General features: G+C 68.6%; 23 protein-coding genes and 1 pseudogene. 2 read left to right on the top strand and 22 right to left on the bottom strand.

Translation table 11 applies throughout. The features are described from left to right. Nucleotides 1–9: 9 nt before the first annotated feature. The 14 genes from PAF18_RS06380 to PAF18_RS06320 form a co-directional block, all read right to left on the bottom strand. Entirely contained in the window at nucleotides 10–444 is a 435-nt protein-coding gene (locus tag PAF18_RS06380) for an NlpC/P60 family protein (RefSeq protein WP_271117765.1), read from the bottom strand. Beyond that, nucleotides 441–1325, bottom strand: coding sequence for a phage/gene transfer agent baseplate hub protein (locus PAF18_RS06375; protein WP_271117764.1), 885 nt, complete (start codon nucleotides 1323–1325; stop codon nucleotides 441–443). The genes PAF18_RS06380 and PAF18_RS06375 overlap by 4 nt, the downstream gene beginning before the upstream one ends. A 126-nt stretch (nucleotides 1326–1451) precedes the next feature. Beyond that, nucleotides 1452–1682: a hypothetical protein gene (locus PAF18_RS06370; protein WP_271117763.1), complete on the bottom strand. Its 231-nt coding sequence runs from the start codon at nucleotides 1680–1682 to the stop codon at nucleotides 1452–1454. After that, nucleotides 1675–1776 (bottom strand): DUF3789 domain-containing protein, encoded by a 102-nt coding sequence (locus PAF18_RS17585; protein WP_491899800.1) that lies wholly within the window; start codon nucleotides 1774–1776, stop codon nucleotides 1675–1677. The genes PAF18_RS06370 and PAF18_RS17585 overlap by 8 nt, the downstream gene beginning before the upstream one ends. Further along, nucleotides 1769–1999, bottom strand: coding sequence for a hypothetical protein (locus PAF18_RS06365; protein WP_271117762.1), 231 nt, complete (start codon nucleotides 1997–1999; stop codon nucleotides 1769–1771). Before PAF18_RS06365 ends, PAF18_RS17585 begins: the two co-directional genes overlap by 8 nt. Before the next feature lie 4 nt (nucleotides 2000–2003). Beyond that, complete coding sequence (locus PAF18_RS06360) at nucleotides 2004–2660, bottom strand: lysozyme (RefSeq protein WP_271117761.1); 657 nt, start codon at nucleotides 2658–2660, stop codon at nucleotides 2004–2006. Between the two features lie 4 nt (nucleotides 2661–2664). Then, on the bottom strand, nucleotides 2665–2796 hold the full coding sequence (locus PAF18_RS06355) for a hypothetical protein (RefSeq protein WP_271117760.1): 132 nt from the start codon (nucleotides 2794–2796) through the stop codon (nucleotides 2665–2667). Further along, on the bottom strand, nucleotides 2789–3139 hold the full coding sequence (locus tag PAF18_RS06350; RefSeq protein WP_028031152.1) for a hypothetical protein: 351 nt from the start codon (nucleotides 3137–3139) through the stop codon (nucleotides 2789–2791). Before PAF18_RS06350 ends, PAF18_RS06355 begins: the two co-directional genes overlap by 8 nt. Further along, complete coding sequence (locus PAF18_RS06345; RefSeq protein ID WP_271117759.1) at nucleotides 3136–3762, bottom strand: DUF2460 domain-containing protein; 627 nt, start codon at nucleotides 3760–3762, stop codon at nucleotides 3136–3138. The genes PAF18_RS06350 and PAF18_RS06345 overlap by 4 nt, the downstream gene beginning before the upstream one ends. Before the next feature lie 61 nt (nucleotides 3763–3823). Further along, nucleotides 3824–6241: a phage tail tape measure C-terminal domain-containing protein gene (locus tag PAF18_RS06340; RefSeq protein ID WP_271117758.1), complete on the bottom strand. Its 2418-nt coding sequence runs from the start codon at nucleotides 6239–6241 to the stop codon at nucleotides 3824–3826. Next, complete coding sequence (locus tag PAF18_RS06335; protein WP_271117757.1) at nucleotides 6234–6392, bottom strand: DUF7697 family protein; 159 nt, start codon at nucleotides 6390–6392, stop codon at nucleotides 6234–6236. The genes PAF18_RS06340 and PAF18_RS06335 overlap by 8 nt, the downstream gene beginning before the upstream one ends. A gap of 68 nt (nucleotides 6393–6460) precedes the next feature. Beyond that, entirely contained in the window at nucleotides 6461–6898 is a 438-nt protein-coding gene (locus tag PAF18_RS06330) for a hypothetical protein (protein WP_271117756.1), read from the bottom strand. Continuing rightward, nucleotides 6898–7839 carry a phage tail tube protein gene (locus tag PAF18_RS06325; RefSeq protein ID WP_271117755.1) on the bottom strand — a complete coding sequence of 314 codons (942 nt, stop codon included), beginning with the start codon at nucleotides 7837–7839 and terminating at the stop codon, nucleotides 6898–6900. Before PAF18_RS06325 ends, PAF18_RS06330 begins: the two co-directional genes overlap by 1 nt. A 24-nt stretch (nucleotides 7840–7863) precedes the next feature. Then, complete coding sequence (locus PAF18_RS06320; protein WP_271117754.1) at nucleotides 7864–8283, bottom strand: acyl-CoA transferase; 420 nt, start codon at nucleotides 8281–8283, stop codon at nucleotides 7864–7866. Nucleotides 8284–8919: 636 nt separating this feature from the next. Between PAF18_RS06320 and PAF18_RS06315 the strand changes: the two genes are divergently transcribed. Further along, nucleotides 8920–9258, top strand: a complete 339-nt coding sequence (locus PAF18_RS06315) for a hypothetical protein (protein ID WP_271117753.1) — start codon at nucleotides 8920–8922, stop codon at nucleotides 9256–9258. A gap of 154 nt (nucleotides 9259–9412) precedes the next feature. Here PAF18_RS06315 and PAF18_RS06310 read toward each other — a convergent pair whose 3' ends face one another. The 8 genes and pseudogenes from PAF18_RS06310 to PAF18_RS06275 form a co-directional block, all read right to left on the bottom strand. Further along, complete coding sequence (locus tag PAF18_RS06310; protein WP_271117752.1) at nucleotides 9413–10045, bottom strand: DUF6441 family protein; 633 nt, start codon at nucleotides 10043–10045, stop codon at nucleotides 9413–9415. Beyond that, nucleotides 10042–10353 carry a head-tail joining protein gene (locus PAF18_RS06305; RefSeq protein WP_271117751.1) on the bottom strand — a complete coding sequence of 104 codons (312 nt, stop codon included), beginning with the start codon at nucleotides 10351–10353 and terminating at the stop codon, nucleotides 10042–10044. The genes PAF18_RS06310 and PAF18_RS06305 overlap by 4 nt, the downstream gene beginning before the upstream one ends. Beyond that, the gene (locus PAF18_RS06300; protein ID WP_271117750.1) at nucleotides 10353–10688 is read right to left on the bottom strand and encodes a DUF2190 family protein; all 336 of its coding nucleotides are present in this window, start codon (nucleotides 10686–10688) and stop codon (nucleotides 10353–10355) included. Before PAF18_RS06300 ends, PAF18_RS06305 begins: the two co-directional genes overlap by 1 nt. A gap of 85 nt (nucleotides 10689–10773) precedes the next feature. Next, nucleotides 10774–12501, bottom strand: coding sequence for a prohead protease/major capsid protein fusion protein (locus PAF18_RS06295; RefSeq protein ID WP_271117749.1), 1728 nt, complete (start codon nucleotides 12499–12501; stop codon nucleotides 10774–10776). Nucleotides 12502–12845: 344 nt separating this feature from the next. After that, nucleotides 12846–14357 carry a phage portal protein gene (locus PAF18_RS06290; RefSeq protein ID WP_271117748.1) on the bottom strand — a complete coding sequence of 504 codons (1512 nt, stop codon included), beginning with the start codon at nucleotides 14355–14357 and terminating at the stop codon, nucleotides 12846–12848. Beyond that, nucleotides 14357–14575, bottom strand: a complete 219-nt coding sequence (locus PAF18_RS06285) for a phage head-tail joining protein (RefSeq protein WP_271117747.1) — start codon at nucleotides 14573–14575, stop codon at nucleotides 14357–14359. Before PAF18_RS06285 ends, PAF18_RS06290 begins: the two co-directional genes overlap by 1 nt. Further along, a pseudogene (locus tag PAF18_RS06280) lies at nucleotides 14566–16560 on the bottom strand (phage terminase large subunit family protein). Before PAF18_RS06280 ends, PAF18_RS06285 begins: the two are co-directional and overlap by 10 nt. Beyond that, entirely contained in the window at nucleotides 16511–17068 is a 558-nt protein-coding gene (locus PAF18_RS06275) for a hypothetical protein (protein ID WP_271117746.1), read from the bottom strand. Before PAF18_RS06275 ends, PAF18_RS06280 begins: the two are co-directional and overlap by 50 nt. Before the next feature lie 110 nt (nucleotides 17069–17178). Here PAF18_RS06275 and PAF18_RS06270 point away from each other — a divergent pair, with 110 nt between their 5' ends. Continuing rightward, a complete protein-coding gene (locus PAF18_RS06270) occupies nucleotides 17179–17451 on the top strand; it encodes a hypothetical protein (protein ID WP_271117745.1) in 273 nt (90 codons plus the stop codon). Nucleotides 17452–17844 lie beyond the last annotated feature (393 nt).

Raw genomic sequence — 17844 nt, 5'->3', positions numbered from 1 at the left:
TTCGGGGTCTCAGCGTTGCGGGAACAGGAAGGCGAAGGCTGTGCGCCGCCGCCAGGCGTAGGTGAGCGGTTCCTCGATCACGCCGAGCCGCTCATAGGCGTGGAGGAAGAAGTCGGGGGCCGTCAGGATCCCGACATGCTTGGCGATGGCACGGGGCTTCATGCGGAAGAGGACCAGCGCCCCGGGAGCAGCCTCGTCGGGCGCCACCTCGATCATCATGCGCCGCGCTCCCTCGGCCAGGACCTCGCGCGGGCCGGTCTCGCCCCAGTCGCGGCTGTAGGGCGGGATTGGGAACGGCTCGGGGCCGACGACCTCGCGCCAGACGCCCCGCGCGAGCCCGAGGCAGTCGCAGCCGATACCCCTGAGGCTCGCCTGGTCGTGATACGGCGTGCCGAGCCAGGAGCGCGCAATGGTGATGACGCGCTGAGGATCAGTGGCGTTCACAGCACCGACCCCTCGTGCCCGCCGTCCTTCGTCGCATAGCGCAGGATGGTGTCTTGGCCGGGTATGTGCGGAAAGCCGCGGAAGTTGGCGGTGTTGGCGAACTTGGCGCCGCAGGTCTCGATCCGCTTGTCGCAGCCGGCCCGGATCGTGAAGCCGTCGCCCTCGGCGATGGCGCGCACCGGTGCTTCGAGCAGGGTTAGCACCGCGATGCCGTCCGACACGTCATGGCCCAGCACTTCCGCGCGACGCCCCGCGTTCGCACCGCTGGACCACTCGATGGTGCCGAAGGTGAACCAGCCGGAGGTGAAGCCGCCGAGACCTGAGGCGGTGAAGGCCCGGTCGCGCAGGAGATCGATGACGGCGCCCGCGCCCTTGTAGGCCGGATCCTCGAGATTGACGGCGCAGCGCGCGTCACCTAGCACGGCATCGCAGGTCGCCTGGAAGGTCCGCCCCACCGTCTGACCGAGCACATGCGCGAGCGAACGCACCTCGGCGACGAAAGCCAAGCGCCCGCGCCGGATCTGACCAATGGCGCCCCGGCGCATCAGCACGCGTTGTCCAGTGTCCGCCCAGTTCACCCGCCAGACCTCGACCTCAGCGTTGTCCCAGCGGCCGTCGAGGATGTCGGTCTCGGTGATCCGGTCCGAGGTCAGCACGCCCTCCGCGTCCTGCGCATCCACCGAAAGGTCCGAGCCAGAGCGGACCTCGGAGGCGGTCAACCCGCTCTCGGGCTCGAAGTCCGTGCCGTCGAAACTCAGCGTCCGGTCGTGGTCGGTGAAACCGAAGGTGACGCCGTCGGCCCGAGTGATCCGCCAGCACCAGGCTAGCGTCGTCGTGCCCTCGTCGAGATGGGCCTGCAGGGCGGGCGAGAGGGATTTCATCGGCAGGTTCCCGTCATGCGGTCGTCGAGATCGGCAATCCAGTCCACCCATGCAGGCGGCACGGTGGCGACGGTTTCGGCAGGCGGTCGGGCAAGCCGCGCCTCCGCGTAAGCTATGCGGCCAGCGTCACCAGCGACCATCGTTGCGGCGCAGCCGGCCAGCAGGATCGCCAGCGCCGCGGCCATCGCGAACCGCATCCCGACCGCGCTCGACACGCTTGTTCTTGTCTTCCATCGCATCGCGTTCCGCCTCCCGTTTGCCTGCGCGTTCCCCTTCGACGCGGCCCCAGAGCCGGCCGAGGACGACGCCCCCGATTGCGCCGAAAGCCGCGACCAGCCAGATCAGGAGATCAGCCATCGTCCGGCTCCCCGCGCGCGGCGGCGGCGCAGAGGGCTGCGACGAAGACGCCGAGGAAGCCGCCCAAGACCAAGCCTGCGAGGAACTCAAGCATCGCCGCGGAACCCGCGCTCGATCCTGTCGCGCAGGCCGATCAGGCCCAGACCGAGGAACATGAGCCCTGCGGGCGAGGCGTCGCCCGAGCCGGCGAGCAGCGCGACGAAGCGGGCGAGTTCCCCGAGCGGCCCGGTGGCGGGCAGAGCGAGAGAGGCGATGCCGGTGAGCATGGCGAGCAGACCCGCCCACCAGGTCATGGAGTTGGGGCGAACGTAGCGCATGGGATCAGGCCCTCTGGATCAGGGTGGAGAAGAAGGCGGCAAGCCGGGCGAGCCAGCCGGTCGGCGCTGTGGGTGAAGGGTCGAGGACGGGCGCTGTCGGTGACAACCCGCGAGCCAAGGCCAGCGCCTCATCCTCGGTCAGGCGACGGATCGGCCGTGAGAAGTCCACGCGGCCTGTGCGATCTACGGACCAGACCGGGATCGTGCCGCCAGGATAGCGGCCATGCCGGAACAGATCGCGCTCGGCCTCCCGGCGGGGAATGATCGAGGCCGGTCTCCGCCAGTTGAGAAACGTGCCGGCGGCTGCAACGCGATTGCCGGCATTGAGGTGCCGGGTGAGCGCGGCCTTCGCGATGCCGCCGGTGTTGTAGTGAAAGCTGACCAGCGCATCGAACTCGTGCGGCGCCAATGGCACCTTCACGGCGCGCAGGACGGCAGCCTCATATTGTGCGAGGTCGGCGCGGAAGACCCGGAACGCCTCGCGTATCCCGGCGTCGAGATCGGCGGGCATGCCCCGCGGCATCGTGGCCGGATCGGGTGGCCCGGCCGCGTCCGTGTGGCCGATGCCGAAGGTCCAGACCTGTTTCACATCGAGATAGGGTCCGGGCACGAGTCCTTCGTGCCAGACGAGGGCCAGCAGGCCCCGGTCGGTCATGTGCATGGGATTACCGGAGAAGCGAGAGGATCAGGATCAGAGAGGCGACGGCGAGGCCGACCGCCAGGCGGTGGCGGAAGGCCTGCCGGGGATCGGCGGGGTCGCAGCGGAGCGAGCGCGCGAGGCGGAGAAGGTCATTCATCGCCACCGCCTTCGTTGGCGCGGCGCAGGCGGGCCAGCAGCATCTCGATGAAGGCCGGACCGAAGACGCCGACGAGATAGGCGGCCGAGCCTGCCGCCCCGCCCGCCGGGATCGCCTCGGGCGGTAGGCTGAGCCAGGCGGTGATCACGGCCATGGAGAGGCTGCCCATCCCGGCTGCGATCAGCCCGCCGAGCAGGATGTGCCGGAGCGCATCGCGCAGCCGCATCTTCGTGGTCAGCGCGTTCGTTGCCCCGCCGAGCGCGCCCCAGGCGGCGAGGATCACGGCGGTCGAGGCCGCGAGCTCGCGCAGCACGGCGGCGACGAAGCTGCCGGTGTCATTCATCGCCGGATCTCCAGAAGCGGAATTGAGGTGATCGAGCCGAGCCGCTCGAGGTCGAGCGTCACGTCGAGCGAGTCGGTGTCGAAACGGACTGGCACGTCGAACTCGAAGCCCGCGGTGACGGCGACGCCCTCAGCGGGCGCGCCATCGAACGTCACGACGCCGGTGGTCGTGTCGACGGACCAGCCGCCGAGCTGTTCCGCGCCATCGAGCGCGACGCGCACCGTGCCGGCGACCGGCTTTGTGATCGTCAGAGTCCAGGTCTGGCTGCCCGAGGCGTAGCGCTTTACCAGCTGGAAGGCGGTCGTCGCGCCGTCGCCGGTGCCGAGCGCCTGGTCGGTTGGCGATGGCGTGCCCGAGGGCAGGCAGGACTTGTGGTCGCCCCAGTCCTTGAACCGGAAGCCATGTAGGCGCCCATTCCGCGCCTCGAAGAAGGCGACCACCGTCGCCAGATCGTCCACGTGGCGGATGCCGTAGGCGACATCGTAGCGGCGTCGCGAGTTGGCCCAGCTTGCGTTGCGCTCCTCGTCGCCAGAGGCGAGCTCGACGATCTGGGTGCGCCGCTCGGGCCCGCCCCGTGCGCCACGGCTGATGTTGTCGGGAAACCGGACCTCGTGGAACGCCATCAAGTCTCTCCTTGGTTCGTGCTCTGGCCCCCGCAACCGGTTTCCACTTGCGGGGTCGCACTCACATGCCCCTCCGCCCGAGCGAGACTGCGCGGGCGATGTCGGCCGCCACTTGCGTGCGGGACTGCCGGAAGCTCTCGGCGTCGCGGGCCATGATGGTGACGTTGACACCGCCGCCCGCGCCGTAGGCCTGCGCCTCCCGCCGTGACAGAACCCGCTCGCCGCGCTGGAGGATCGCTGGCACCTCGTCGTGGCGAAGTCCTGCCATGCCGCCAGCATGCATCCGTGGCGCGGCGGCAAAGGCCATGGCCGGGACCATCCGCGAGGGTCCAGCCGATCCGACCATCCCGCCTGCGTGCAGGACGTTGGCGAAGATGCCGCCCGCACCGGAGAACACGCCGGAGAGTGCATTGGCGATCGGCCCGAGGATGAACCGCCGCGCCGCGAGCTGGGCGAGATCGGCCAGCAGCGAGGTGACCAAGTCGCGGAAGTTCAGCTTGCCGGTCTTCACGAACTGGCCCACGGCGTTCTCGGCGGACTGGAAGGCGCCGACGAGGCTCTGGCCGATGTCGCCGCCGATCTGACGCGCCTTGCTGGCATAGTCGGAGAGTGCCGCCGTGACCGCCTGCCAGCCCGCGACGGCTGTCTCACCGTTGGGCTCTGCAGCAACGGCAGCAGCACCCGCCGCAGCGCCGGCATCGGTGGCCACCTGTCTTGCACCATCGAGCGCGGCCTCGAAGCGCTCTGCCGCAGCTGCGGCGTCGGCGAGCGCGTCGGCGCCGTCCTCGTCGGTTCCCCGCACGGCATCGCTGAGCGCCTGCCAGCTTTCCAGCGGGGCACGGGTCCCCTCGGCCAGATCGCGCGCGGCGCCGCGATAGAGATTGGCGGACTCGAGCGCGCGGTTGGCCGCGTCCGTCAGTCCGAGGTCTGGTGCGGTGAGTGGGTTGTCCTCGAAGGCGCGGTCGAAAGCCGCCTGAGCGGCGGTGGTCGCGGCCGTCGCCGCACCCTCGAAGCGGTTCTCGATCTCGCCGAGGTCGAGGTCGGGCACCAGCGAGATGCGCCGCTCGGACCCGAGGGCTTCGAGCCCCTGATTGATGCCGCAGATGAAGCCGTTGATGCGCAAGACCACGCCGTTCAGCATCGCCTCGACGCCATCGACGAGGCTGTTGGCGGCCTGGAACGCCAGATCGCCGATGGCTGCGGGCAGCACGCCCCAGATCGCCTTGATCGCCTCGTAGGCGCCCTCGAACGTGTTCGCCGCCGCATTCCCGAAACCGACCACGCTCTCGATGGCGCTCTGCATGGCCGACGCAGCGTCCGCCTTCAGGTCGAAGAACATCGCCGTGGCGGCCGCGCCCGCCGCCGCCGCGCCCATGCGGATCTGCTCCCAGACCTCGACCGCGAGGTCCTTCAGGAGGGACATCGCTTCGCCGAAGCCGCCCGCACCGGAGACGAGGCGCGTGAACTGGTAGACGAGCTCGCCCGCGCCGACGATCAGCGCGCCGATGCCGGTGCGGATCAGCGCGCCGCGCAGGACGACGAGCGCCGTGGCTAGGCCGCGCACTGACAGTGCAGCAGCGGCCATGCCAGCGCCCCAGCGGCCCGCGAGGAACGCGGCGAAGGTGGCGGCGTAGGTGGTCAGGCGGCCGATGTTATCGAAGAGACTGCGGATCGCGATGCCGAGCGGCCCGGTGCGGCTCGCCAGCGCCGCCATGGCATCGGCGACGGCTTCCAGCGCAGGCGCTGCGGCGACCGCAAGCTGGTTTGACAGACCGCGCCAGATTAGCCCCAGCCGGGAGATGGCGTCGTTCGTCCGCTCGATCTGGTCGGCATCCTGCTCCGAGACGACAACCCCGAAGGCGCGCACGTCCTCGGTCGCCTGGCGCAGCGTCGCGGTGTCGATCCGCGACATGGCGATGGAGCCTTCTTCGCCGAAAAGCTGGCCCGCGACCGCCGCACGTTCGGCAACCGGCACGAACTCCTCGATGGCAGCGTTGATGGCGCCGACCCGCTGGTCCAGCGGCAATGCGATCAGCTCGTTGGCCGAGAGCCCCAGCCGGTCCAGCGCATCGGCCGCGGGACCGCTCCCGGCGGCCGCCTGGCTGAGCCGGCGCGTCAGATCCTTGGTCGCCTGCTCGATGCCGGACATCGACACGCCGGCCAGTTCGCCCGCACGCTCGAGCGTCTGGATCGAGGCGACGGTGGTGCCGAGCGATTGGGCGAGCTTGGCCTGCGCGTCCACCGTCTGAAGGCCGGAGCGCACCATCGCGACGCCCGCCGCCGTGGCAGCGGCGACGGCCGCTGCAGCTGCAACGCGCACACGGCGCGCGAGGCCCGCGAGCCGAGCGTTGGCCGCCTCCATCTCGCGGCTGAGCAGGCCGAAGCCGCGGGCGCCAGCCTCGCCGACACCTTCCAGCTCGGCGCGCACCTGTCGCCCGCCGACCGCGGCGAGGCGGACGGACACACGCTTTTCAGCCATCGGGACGTTCCATCTGTTCGTTGAGTTTGGCGACCATCACCGCTTCGATGACGGGCAGCAGTTCGGCCGCGGCACTGGGCGGGACGCCGAGCGCGTCTCCGAGCGACAGCGCCGCGGTCAAATCCCAGCCGACGACGGCTCCGGGCAGCACGCGGAGTTGGCCGCCGAGACGGCCGACCAGGTCCCAGACCTGCCAGCCCTCATGGGTCAGCGGACGGTTCAGCCGCGCCGGGCAGTCCGGGCAGATTTGCGTGCAGGCTTCGCAGTATCGCTCGCCCCCGCCGAAGGACCATTCGGCGAGAGCGCGGAGACGTTTTTTTCCTGTTCCAGCAGCAGGCCCTTGGAGACATAGGTCAGTTGGAACGCCTCGAAGATCGGCCAGACGTCGAGCAGCGCGTCGATGGCCTCTGGGCTGGGAGCGATCGGCTGGTCGTCGGCATCGCCAATGCCCTCCCAGGAGAGCACAGCGCGGCAGGCCAGCGCCTTGGCGAAGGCGACAGCGCGCTCCTCGTCGGAAGCCTCATCGGGCACCGTCTCGACGGCCGGGTCGCTGCGGGTCGCCACCATCAGAGCGGTGGTAAGCGGGCGCAACTGCACGCGCACGCCCGGCGCCAGATCGTGCCAGCGGGGTGCGTTCGACAGGTCCAGCGTGAGCATCAATAGGTCTCCACATCATTCACGAGAGTCGCGGTGCAAATTCGGCCGACCACGCTGACGCGGGCGGCCTGCCAGTCGAAGGTGGCCTGCACGCCCTGCGGCCCGGAAATCTCGATGCGCGGGCGCGGCAGGTAGACGGCGTGCACGGTGAAGGTGAAGCTCTCGCCGGACGGCAGGACGTAGGCGAACTCCATCTCGCAGGCCTCGCCGTTGATGGCCTGCGTCACCAGCGTGCTGTCGGCGAAACGCACCTCGATGGAGCCGGTCAGCGCGGCGATGGACGGGTCCGCGCCGTCGATACGCCCGTCCGAGCGGATGGTCTCGATGCGGTCGAGGTTGTTGGCGTAGGTGATCTCGGCCGAGACCACGTTGCCGAGCGCAGAACCATTTCGGGTGATCGCCCCGTTGAAATGGCCGAAACGCTTCAGTTCCAGCGCCGCAAGCGTCCCGGCGCTGGTCGTCGTGCCCACCGTCTCACCCTGTGCCACCAGCCGCGCGGTCGCAGTGAGCAGCCCCGAGCGCTGCATCTGCCAGGTGATCTGGTCGAGCACGCAGCCGGAATACATCGCGTAGCGCGGCACCTCCGGCATGCCGGTCTCGATCGACATGCTGGGCAGCGTCCAGGACCCCGACTGGAACTCGTGGGTGTACGGGGCCTCCGCGCCCGCGGTCGTCGGCGTGCCGAAGGCCGCCTTCAGCCAGAAGCCGAAGGCCTCGGCGTCGAGCGGCACGACGACATCGCCGTCAGCCGTCACCGCGTCCTTGATCGGCGCCAGCGGATCGCGGCCATAGCCGAGAAGTTCAGAGTTGAGGAGCGGCTGCTCCGCCCCCAGCGAGGAGCTGGCGAAGGGCATGCGGATGAAGCCGCTCGCGGGCGGCGTTCCATAGGTCGTCTCGAACGCAAGCGCCATCAGCGCCCGCGCCCCCTGGGCTCGTGCCATCGTGTTCTCCTCGGGTTGTCGGGGTCAGGCCAGCGGGTCGGCCGTGGAATAGTGCAGCACGACCGCGATCACGGCGGCCTTCAGGCTGGCCGCGCTCTCGACCGGCAGATCGACCGGGCGCGGCGCTTCCGCCTCGACCCAGTCGCAGAGTCCGCCCAGCGTTCGGTCGGCGGCGAGTGCAGTGCCGATGCTTCCGATCAGCGTGTCGAAGGCCGCGTCACGGGCGGCGCCCTGCACGACCGCCTCGATCTCGGCTAGGTGCTGATAGTGGTAGCGCAGGGGCGACAGCGTAACCTCCGGTTCTCCGGGCTCGCCATCGCGGAGGATCAGCAGACCCTCAGACGGCACGCGCTCGGGCAGCACCTCGCCACGGAGCGCGGTCGTGGGCAGCGCCGAGAGCCGCGCATGCAGCGCGGCGAGGATGGTTTCGCGGGGTGTGGGCATGGATGTTTGCTATCGTGCAGGTGCGGAGAAGGTCGCGAGAGAGCCCAGAGTTCCGGGTGCTGCGACCCGTATGAATGTCCGATCCTAGACGAAATCGCACGTAGCGTTCGACAGTACCTATCATACTAGGTACCAAGCCGGTATCTCTATGCATTTGTGCCTGCCGGAGGACGCATCGTGATTTCTGGAGTTACAATTCCTGCTTGGTTGGTGAACCTTTTGAGTTCGGCGGCAGTCAGTCTAGTCGTTAGCGTGATCGTATTCTCCATTGGAGTTCGCGTGGGCAAGGAGAGAGCCGACAGATCAATCGTTCGTAAGAAGTATGAGGATATATACACTCATTTCAAAGACCTTTTCAGCTCAATCGAACGTCGACAACTTCGATACTGGTCGCACTATAAGTTAATAGGCGATACCTATGCACCTTGCGTCAGAGAGGGTGAACACGATGGGTCAAACAATTTGCTTCCACCGGCACTGGTGAGACGCTTCCTGGAAACTGAGACAGAAGCACTAGTTGCATCGAGCAAAATTCGGAAGGAGGTGGAGGACATACACGCACCAGAAGTGGAGGTCCAATTCGACCGCCATCGAGATTCAACCAGACAGAAAGGCTCCTCGTACAGAGTCCGCACTTTGTCCATTTCCGATTTTGTCACCATGTCACGCGCCAAAGTTGAAGCGGTCTTGGCGTCCCTGGAAGACGACACATATCTAGCGATAGACACTGCGACAGAACGCGGAAAAACGCACAGTCTCTACATTCGTGATGACATGATGTATGAAGGCACGATGCAAGAATTCATTCTGAAACTGCACGAGGATCGCCAAGCAGAACGGAAAGCAGAAACGGAACTGCTAGAAAATGCGGCGAAGCGCCTGAATCATGATCTCAGGACCCTCTCAGATCGAATTCGCGACCCACATCCACTACGGACAACGGTATTTGGCTCAATGCGCGACTTCTTCAAGTAATGTTTGCAGCCGATCACTACGCTCCCACTTAGCCTGGAATAACTGCTTTCACACTTCAGATGATTTAGAAGCAGCCGGGGCAATGTCCGATTTTGTGCTGTTGCGGTGACTTAAGGCTTTTGGGCCAGCGGCAGTAATGTCCGCAGAGCTGAGTTCAAAACCTCCCCTCCACCCAGTTCGCCACGATCAACCCCGGCACACTGTCGAGCGCCCGCTCGGCGTCACGGTCCAGATCGAGCCGCTTCGGCAGCTTGACCTGGGGGACCAGCAGGAAGATCGGCGCGGACACCTGATTGCGGCCGGTCTTCGAGCGCGACGCCACCGCCTGGCCGCGGGTGTTGATCCGGGCACGGTCGGCGATGAGCAGGCTCGGGCCCCTGCGGCGGTAGACGAAGCGCAGGCGCAGGCCGCGGCGCCGTTCCCACTCGCCGGGGGTGATCTTGCCGCCTCGAAGGCCTCGCCCCGCGGCCTCGGTCGGGATCGCGAGCCAGAACCCGTCTTTCGAGCGGATAAGCGGCCCGGTGTCGTGGGCGCCGACGATGACCGGCGCCTTGGACCACACGAGCGCCGCGGCGTTCAGGCTCTCGCCAGCCTTCGGGTAGGTGTGGCTGCGGATCGAGTTGGCAAGCCGCCGGCCGAGCCCCGCGCCGGTGATCTGGCTGCGCCAAGCGGTCTTCAGCCCGGTGCCGGCCTCGCGCATGGCGGCGGTAACGGCCTTCTCACCGGCCTTCACCTCGGCGGCCATAGCGGCGACGAGGTCCGGGGTGATATCGAGCTTCAGCTTCACGCCGGCCTCAGGTCCACGGTCCAGACGAGCCGCTCGCGGTCGCGGACGGGCTCGCCCTGGATGAGGAAGGCCTCGCCGTCGATCTCGATGCGGTCGCCGGGGCGCGGGTTCGGCACCTCGGCGAGGCGCAGATCCAGCCGAGTGGTTTCCGACCAGATGCGCATCTCGCCAAAGCCGGTGATGTCGTCGGGCCTGCGCGGGATCGCGCGGACCAGCGACGGCGCGCCGCCCTCGGCGGTATAGACGACGTCGCGCGCGAGATGCGCGTCGGCGAAGAGCGCGTCGACGGCGGCGGCGAAGGCGGTCATCAGAAGCTGCCGTTCAGGCGCACCCGGCCGATGGTGTCGCCGGCGCCGCCGGCCACCGCCTCGACGGCGACGCCGATGAGGGTGTTGTCGGTCGCGACAGTGGTGCAGCGCTTGTTGGTGTCGTCCCAGTACACCTTGGCGCCGACGGTCCAAGCCTGCGAGCCGATCTTGGTGAGGTCGAAGACGCCGGTGAGCGCCGCCTCGACGGTGGCGCCGCTCGCGGCATCGCCGGCTGCCACGCCGAAGATGGCGCCGACGAGCAGGCCGTCGCCGGAGGTCACGGCATAGGGTGCCGTCAGGGTGAGGGTGGCGCTGGGCTGGACGTAGTTCTTCATCGCGCATTCCTTTCGCGGAACGACGACGGGCGGCCCATCGGGACCGCCCGTGCGTCAGGGATCAGGCTTCAGGGGATGGCCCGGCTCACGCGCCGGGGTTCTTGTAGAGGCCGCGCCAGTCGATGGCCTTGGCGCCGAAATCGAGACGGCACTTGATCTCGACGCCGTCGACGTCGAAGCCGTTGCGGGTCTCGATGTAGGCGCCCTGCTGGCCCTCGAGATAGGCGTACTCGATGGTGTCGATCTGGTTCGGGCTCGCCGCCAGGTACCAGGCCGTCTCGCTTGCCGCGTCGAGCCGCGGCTCGGCGATAGGCGAGAGCGTCCGGATCGACTGCGGCACCACGTTGCCGCTCTGAGCGGGCACGAGGTTCTGGGCGATCAGCTGCTCGGCCTTCAGTTCCAGCGCCGCCGGCACGATCAGGAAAGCGGGCCGGATGTTCAGCACCGTCTTCTTGTCAAGGCCGGTCTGCTTTCGCATCGCCGCGCGCGCGAGGCCCACGCTGTCCACTCCGAGCGCCGCGCCGCTGCCGGCGAGGTTCTTGTGGGTCGAGTGGAAGAGCGCCGTGCCGTCCGCCATCGCCGGGTTCGACGTCACGATGTCCCAGACCACGTCCGACTCAAGCTGGGCGATGGAGTTGCCGTACATCGCCGGGATGCGCGTGAAGGCGTCGAGATCGTCGTTGATCAGCACCTGCCGGGTGATTGCGACAACGCGGCCGTAGGTCTCGATCCGGTAGCTCTCCTTGCTCTCGCCGAGGGTGCCGCGCTTGAACTCGCCGCTCTCGCCGACCTTCAGCAGCTGCGGCGCCTCGCCGAGCTGGACCCGGTGCATGGCCTTGAAGTCGGTGGCGAGCACCTGCCGGCAGAAGAGCGGGAAGGTTCGCGGATAGGCCTCGTAGGCCTGGCGCAGGGTCTTGTTGGTGACCGCGGCGAGGATCTCGGGGAAGTCCGAGGTCGAATGCAGCGCCCGCGTCGCCACCTCGTCGCGCGAGAGGCCGCGGGTGGTGGCGCCCGCCGTCTCGAGGCTTTCGCGGGCGAGCTCCATCAGCGTCATGCCGCGGTATTCGCGGGCGGCGTCTTCCAGCGGGAAGAGCGTGGGGCTGTAGCGATGCAGGAGCGCGCTGGAGATCGCCTCGCGCCGCGTGACCGTGGCGTCCCGCCCGCCGAGCGGGATCGAGACATGGGGGAACGTCCGCGTCTCATCCGCCTTGGCCGCGACCTGGTCGAGGATCAGTCGGCGCGCCTCGTCGATGGAGACGCCGCGCTTGATCAGGTCGTCGGCGAAGCCGCGCTCGAGATGCAGCTTGTGGGCCAGCCCGTGGATCGTGGAGACGCGCTCGCGCTCCTGCGCGCGGGCCTCGCTGACCAGCGCGTCGGTGTCGACGCTGCGGGCGCGATCCTCCGGCGCCGGGTCGGGCGCGGGCTTCGCCTTGGGCTTGGTCTCGGCGGCGCGGGTCTGCGTCTCGGCAGCGCCGGTCTTGTCTTCGGTCATGCTCGTCTCCTCGGGCACTGCGGTTTCGCTCTTCTGCTCGGCCGTCGCGGCCGGGGTCTGGGTCGTGTCCGTCATCGGGGATGCTCCTTGCTCGGTGGGGGCGTCCCGGCGGTGGAGGACGCAGTCGTGATGTTCGCCCTTGGCGCGGAAGCCGGCGGCGGGGTCGGCGCCCACGGGCACCGCGGAGATCTCGAACGGGGTCCAGTCCACCGCGCGCCAGAGTTCCCGCTGGCCGTCGGGCTTCGAGATCTCGAAGCGGTGGACCTGGTAGCCGATGGAGACCGCGGATCTGCCCGGCCTCGATGTCGCGCCAGATGTCACCGACCGCGTCGCGCTCGGAGAGCCGGATGCGGGCGATGCCCTGTCCGTTCTCGATCCGGGCCGAGCCCGGCACGACCGAGCCGATCACCGCGTCGAGATCGTGCGCCTCGTGCACCTTGAGGAACGGCGCGCCCGCGTTCAGCCGCTCGAGCCGCACATGCTCGGGCGCCATGCTGAGCTCCTCGTCATGCGGCTCGCCAAAGAGCGCGGCGCGCCGCACGCGGGCGCCGGTCGACCAGATCACCTCGACACTGCGGGTCTCCGGGTCGATGCTGTTCGGCGCAAGCTCCGCCGACCGGCGGAACGCCGGCAGTTCGATCGTCTGCTCCATGTGTGGATCCTCGTCAGGCCGCGTCAGTTTCCGGATCGTCTGGATCGGTCGCGGGGTCGGCCGGCGCATTGGCCTGCGCGCTGCCGGTCTTGGTGACGCGGCGCGGGTCGCTGTCGAGCACGAGACCCAGCTCGTCGAGCCTGGCGTTCGTGGCCGCAATCTCGGCCAGTACCGCGTCGGGGTTGCGACCCTGCCGGGCGATGGCCTCGGCGAGCGTCATGGTGCCGGACCGGATGGCCAGCAGGTCGGCCATCGCGTCCTTCTGCGGATCGACCGCCTCGAACTTCGGCGGCGACCATTCCACCGGCACGTCCGGCGTCGGGATCCGCCCTGCCGCCCATGCGGCCTCGGTGAACCAGCGCCAGACCGGCGCGCAGAACATCGGGATGAAGAGCTGCCACTGCACCGCGTCGATCATGCGGCGGAACTCCACGAGCCCCGCGCGGATCGACGAGTAGTTCACCTGGCTGAGATCGCCGGTCAGCAACTCGTAGGGCACGCGGAAACCGGCCGAGATCGTGTGCAGGCTCGCCCGCTTGTACTCGCCGTAGCCGCCGGTGGCCGCAGGCTGGTTGAAGCGGATGTCCTTGCCGCCACGGGCATAGGCGATCAGCCCCGGCTCGAATTGCTCGACGCGGTTGCCGTCTGCATCGACCACCGCGGGCGCGATACCCTGCTGCGCTTCCTCGTCGCCGAAGACGATGGCGGTGACGCAGGCCTCGGTCTTCTTGCGGACGATCTCGGCCACCTCGTAGTCATCGAGATCGCGCAGGGCCCGGATCACCGGCGCGCCCCAGGGCACGCCGCGCGCCTGCGTGCGCTGCTTCTCGTAGACATGGGCGATCTCGCTGGCCGGCACCGCGCGGCTGGTGAGCCCGCCCGTCAGGCTGAGCGTCGCGTCGCCGGGATGCGCACCGAAGAGCCAGTAGGCCCGGCGCCGGCCGAGCGCGTCGAACTCGATGCCCTGCACCGCCTGGCCCGCGCCGAGCGCGCCGTTGCGCGTGGCGTCGAGGAAGTCGGCCTCGAGGAGCTGCAGCTGGACGGGCGGCATCACGCCGTCGCCGGGACGGCGCGGACGGCGGCGGACCAGCACCTCGCCGGCCTCCACCATCTCCCGGCAGGCAAGCGTCTGCAGCCCATAGAAGACGAGCTGGCCATCGGCATCGCAGCCGCGCGCCCAGATCTCGAAGAGCCGGTCCACCTCGCGGTCGAGCGCGGCGTCGCCGCTCGCCGCGCGCGGCATGATCCCGGCGCCGACGATGTTGTTGACAAGCACCGACACCGCCTTTGCGGCATGCGGGTTGTTGCGCACCAGGTCCCGCATCCGGTCCCGCAGCAGCGCCCCGGCCCGGCCGATCTCGGCATCGGCCGAGGATCCCGGCGCGTGCCAGCCATCCGTGCGCCGTCCCCGCGCCGCCCCCTCGTAGGAGCGGGCAAGCCCCTCGAAGGCCTGCCGCGCCAGCACGCGCCGCGTGGCCGTGCGCGGGGCGACCGAGGCGATGGCCCTGTCGAGCCAGGAGACCATCAGCGATCCCCGCGCGAGAAGCCGGCGAAGCCCGCGATGGGCCGTGCGGTCGCCCCGGCGATCTGGCGCTCGATAGTGCGGATGCGCCCGAGCAGATCCTCGGCCGAGCCGTAGTCCACGGTCTTGCCGTCGTAGCTCACCCGCGTCGTCCCGCTCGCATAGGCGCGCCGGAGCGCCGCCAGTTCCGCTTCCGTCCAGTCCGCCATCTTCAGAACCATCCTTCCCGCCGCCCGAGCCAGTCGGAGCGACGCTTGCCTTGCGTGCCTGCGTCGGGTCGCCCGATCATTGCGGCCGGGCTGTCCATGCCGCTCGGCACGCCGAGTTGCGCTTCGAGATCGGCCCATGTCGCTTCGGGCCAGCGATCCGCGCCCGCGATCCAGGCGGCGGCGCGGGCATAGACCCGGCAGTCCAGCGCCTCGTTGCGCTCGCGGAGCTTCTGCCATTCGAGCTTCGCGAAGCCGCGGCGGTTGCGGAAGGTCACCAACTGCTCGGCCGTCAGCTGCTTGATCCACTCGGTGTCAGCCCAGCCGGGCAGATGCACCGTGCCGGGCGGGAACGCAGCACCTTCCTCCAGCTCTTCTGCAGTCGGCCGGGCCAACCGCAGGAAGCGATAGGTCTCGGCCTTGAAGGTCGAAGTGGCCACGGTCCAGAGCCGCGCGCCGCGACGCAGGCGTTTCCCGCCCGCGGTGGCGTCGACGAAGGTCGGCCCGGAGACCGGGCTCGCCCGGTTGAACCCTTCGAGCCCCTTGACCGGCGCCACCTGCGCGAAGCCGACCGAGCGGGCCCAGCCATAGACCGCCGCGGTATCATAGCCGGTGTCGATGGCGAACCGCGCCAGACCCAGCTCCGCGCCACCGGCATGCCGCCAGTTGCGCCCCAAGAGATCGGTCAGCGCCTCCCAGCAATCGGGATGCGCCGGGCCGCCCTCGATCACCACGTGATCGACCAGCCAGCTCTCCAGCCCGCGGCCCCAGGCCCAGACATCGACCTCGATCCGGTCCTTCTGCACGTCTGCGCCCGCGGTCAGGAACAGACCACCCGCGGGAACGGTCCCCGCCGGCCAGTCCTCGCGCCGCTCGGCGATCCGCTGCCAGTCCGGCGCGTCGCCGGTCTCGATCCAGGTCTCGCCGAGCACCGTGTTGCGGAACACGCGTTCTGCCTCGTCCGATCCCGTCGCCGTCTCCTTGTCCCGCGCGATGTCGGCCCAGCTCTTCCACCCCGGCGGCGAATAGAGCGCCGAGAGATGAAACCCCACCGTGCGCGCATCGCGGGCCTCTGCGGTCGCCCGCCACTCGCCCCCGGCCAGCATCGCGGGCTTGTGGTGCTCCTCGATCCGCTTCTCGCAGGCATCGCAATGGTACGCCGCCGTCTCCGGTTTGCCCTTCTCCCAGCGCAGCCGCTCGAACCGCAGCCACGGCATCGCGCCGCAATATGGGCACGGCACGAAGAAGCGGCGCTGGTCGCTCGCCTCGTATTCGCGCTCGATCCGGCTGACGCCGCGGATGGTCGGCGTCGAGACCAGGAGGACCTTGCGCCGGTGCGCGAAGGTCAGCGAGCGCGCTTCGGCGAGCCCGACCGGGTCGCCTTCCTAGTCGGCCGATGCCGGATAGGCGTCGACCTCGTCGAGGAAGACGTAGCGCGCCGGCATCGAGCGCAGGCCCACGGCCGAGTTGGCGCCGGTCATCACCAGCACGCCGCCCGGGAAATCCTTCGACAGCTGCGTGTTGCCGCTGTCGCGCGCCCGCGCCGGGCGGACGCGTTCCTTCAGCGCCGGGCTTTCCTCGATCAGCGGATCGATCCGCTGGCGCGAGTTGCGCTTGGCGAGTTCCACCGTCGGCTGGACGGCGAGCATCGGCCCCGGCGCGTGGTGGATCACGAAGCCGATCCAGTTGTTGCCCGCCTCGGTCGCGCCAACCTGCGCGGCCTTCATGAACACGACCCGTTGCGTCGGATCGCCCGGGCTGAGTGCGTCCATGATCGCGCGCATGTAGGGCGTGCGCTCGGTGCGGTAGCGGCCGGGCTCGGCGCTCGCACGCGAGCTCAGCCAGCGATGCCTGTCCGACCATTCCGAGACGGTCAGCCAGGGATCGGGCGTGAGGCCGCGGCCCCAGGCCCGGAGCAGCGCATCGGCCCCGTCGAACTGCGTGAGCTCGTCAGAGGGCAATCCGGGGCTGGGCGAGTTCCTCGAGATGGGCGCGGACATGGGCCTCCAGAACCTTCTGCATGGCCGCCGTCTCCGTTCCCAACTCCGCCGCCATCAGCGCAGCCACCCGCGCCGGCCAGTTGACCCACGCGTCGCGTTCCTCGCGCGCGAGCCGGAAGACCAGCGCCGTGGCGCGGTCGCGATCGACCAGTTCGCCCTTCAGCTTCGCGAGCCGGATGCGCCGCTCCTGCGCCTTCAGCACCTCGTGCGCCGTCTTCGCTTGCAGGAAGGTCGTCCCTCCACCCGTCGCGGGTGCGGCGAGCCCCTGTTCCTTCAGCGTGTCGCCGACAGCCGAAACCGCGGCCTCGGGTACCGGCTTCAGCTTAGGCGCTGCAGTCTTCCCGGTCTTCGACGGGTCCGTCGCTTCCGCCCGCATCCGGTCCGAGGCCGTGGCATCAATGCTGCCATCCTCGTGCAGGACGAGCCGGCCGGCGGCCTTTGCCTTCTGGATCGCACCGCGCGACAGCCCGACATGGGCGGCGTACTGGCGCTCGCTCATGCCCTGCATTGCCAGCCCCGATTATCATTCAAAGTCAAGTGCTTATCGAGTTGATAAGCCGGGCGCGTGGAGCGAACTTCCGATCACAAGGACGATGCAACTCACCCGGAGCCACGACGATGACCAGCCGCCTGAACCCGATCACCACCCCGCGCCACGAACTCCGCGCCGAGAAAGCGCGCCGGAACAAGGAAGCAGCCATGAATGCCTTCATCGGCAAGAAGGCCGAGATCGACGAGATGCTCGCCCGACTGCAGGCGCTCAGCGACGACCACTTCAACGCCCACCCCGACGAGGTGAACTGGGGCCATGTCGGCACCCTCGAACACTACGCCAGCCTCCTGAAAAGCATCACCGACAGCGCCTTCGGCGAGGGCGAACACGCCCGCTGATCTCCGGCCCAGCCGGAACTCCCGGCGCGCGCCCTGCGCGGCTCGGGGTCGTAGAAGGCGCCGCATGAGGCGGGCCTAATGAGTGGTTTCCAACAGGTCGACCGGAGACACTTTTTCTGATAAGAAGGGTGGTGCGTGATGCGTCGCGCCGGTCTGAGGCGCTCGGAAGGCAATTTATGATGTTGGGAGATCTGCTTTGGATAAAATGGAGCTACAGCCGGCGACTTTTCAAGAATTAAAGGAATTCGTTGAGAACGATCGAACCACACAAAGGCATTTCCGCATATCCCTTGATACGTATGACCAGATAAAATCATACATGCTAAATAGGTATGATGATATATTCCCAGTGAGCGATGCTGTACTCGATAACGTTCACAAGCACCTAGGCCT

Source organism: Paracoccus sediminicola (genome assembly GCF_027912835.1).
GTDB lineage: Bacteria > Pseudomonadota > Alphaproteobacteria > Rhodobacterales > Rhodobacteraceae > Paracoccus > Paracoccus sediminicola.
Note: the sequence above shows the minus strand (reverse complement) of the source record. Positions and strands in the feature narration are given on the sequence as shown.

What these genes read in the sequence shown, in the direction of transcription:
- PAF18_RS06300 (WP_271117750.1), bottom strand. Translation starts at nt 10,688, where the DNA reads ATGAAGAACTACGTCCAGCCCAGCGCCACCCTCACCCTGACGGCACCC.
- PAF18_RS06330 (WP_271117756.1), bottom strand. Translation starts at nt 6,898, where the DNA reads ATGCTCACGCTGGACCTGTCGAACGCACCCCGCTGGCACGATCTGGCG.
- PAF18_RS06275 (WP_271117746.1), bottom strand. Translation starts at nt 17,068, where the DNA reads ATGCAGGGCATGAGCGAGCGCCAGTACGCCGCCCATGTCGGGCTGTCG.
- PAF18_RS06355 (WP_271117760.1), bottom strand. Translation starts at nt 2,796, where the DNA reads ATGAATGACCTTCTCCGCCTCGCGCGCTCGCTCCGCTGCGACCCCGCC.
- PAF18_RS06350 (WP_028031152.1), bottom strand. Translation starts at nt 3,139, where the DNA reads ATGAATGACACCGGCAGCTTCGTCGCCGCCGTGCTGCGCGAGCTCGCG.
- PAF18_RS06360 (WP_271117761.1), bottom strand. Translation starts at nt 2,660, where the DNA reads ATGCACATGACCGACCGGGGCCTGCTGGCCCTCGTCTGGCACGAAGGA.
- PAF18_RS06325 (WP_271117755.1), bottom strand. Translation starts at nt 7,839, where the DNA reads ATGGCACGAGCCCAGGGGGCGCGGGCGCTGATGGCGCTTGCGTTCGAG.
- PAF18_RS17585 (WP_491899800.1), bottom strand. Translation starts at nt 1,776, where the DNA reads ATGCTTGAGTTCCTCGCAGGCTTGGTCTTGGGCGGCTTCCTCGGCGTC.
- PAF18_RS06270 (WP_271117745.1), top strand. Translation starts at nt 17,179, where the DNA reads ATGACCAGCCGCCTGAACCCGATCACCACCCCGCGCCACGAACTCCGC.
- PAF18_RS06345 (WP_271117759.1), bottom strand. Translation starts at nt 3,762, where the DNA reads ATGGCGTTCCACGAGGTCCGGTTTCCCGACAACATCAGCCGTGGCGCA.
- PAF18_RS06305 (WP_271117751.1), bottom strand. Translation starts at nt 10,353, where the DNA reads ATGACCGCCTTCGCCGCCGCCGTCGACGCGCTCTTCGCCGACGCGCAT.
- PAF18_RS06375 (WP_271117764.1), bottom strand. Translation starts at nt 1,325, where the DNA reads ATGAAATCCCTCTCGCCCGCCCTGCAGGCCCATCTCGACGAGGGCACG.
- PAF18_RS06285 (WP_271117747.1), bottom strand. Translation starts at nt 14,575, where the DNA reads ATGGTTCTGAAGATGGCGGACTGGACGGAAGCGGAACTGGCGGCGCTC.
- PAF18_RS06340 (WP_271117758.1), bottom strand. Translation starts at nt 6,241, where the DNA reads ATGGCTGAAAAGCGTGTGTCCGTCCGCCTCGCCGCGGTCGGCGGGCGA.
- PAF18_RS06370 (WP_271117763.1), bottom strand. Translation starts at nt 1,682, where the DNA reads ATGGCTGATCTCCTGATCTGGCTGGTCGCGGCTTTCGGCGCAATCGGG.
- PAF18_RS06365 (WP_271117762.1), bottom strand. Translation starts at nt 1,999, where the DNA reads ATGCGCTACGTTCGCCCCAACTCCATGACCTGGTGGGCGGGTCTGCTC.
- PAF18_RS06320 (WP_271117754.1), bottom strand. Translation starts at nt 8,283, where the DNA reads ATGCCCACACCCCGCGAAACCATCCTCGCCGCGCTGCATGCGCGGCTC.
- PAF18_RS06290 (WP_271117748.1), bottom strand. Translation starts at nt 14,357, where the DNA reads ATGGTCTCCTGGCTCGACAGGGCCATCGCCTCGGTCGCCCCGCGCACG.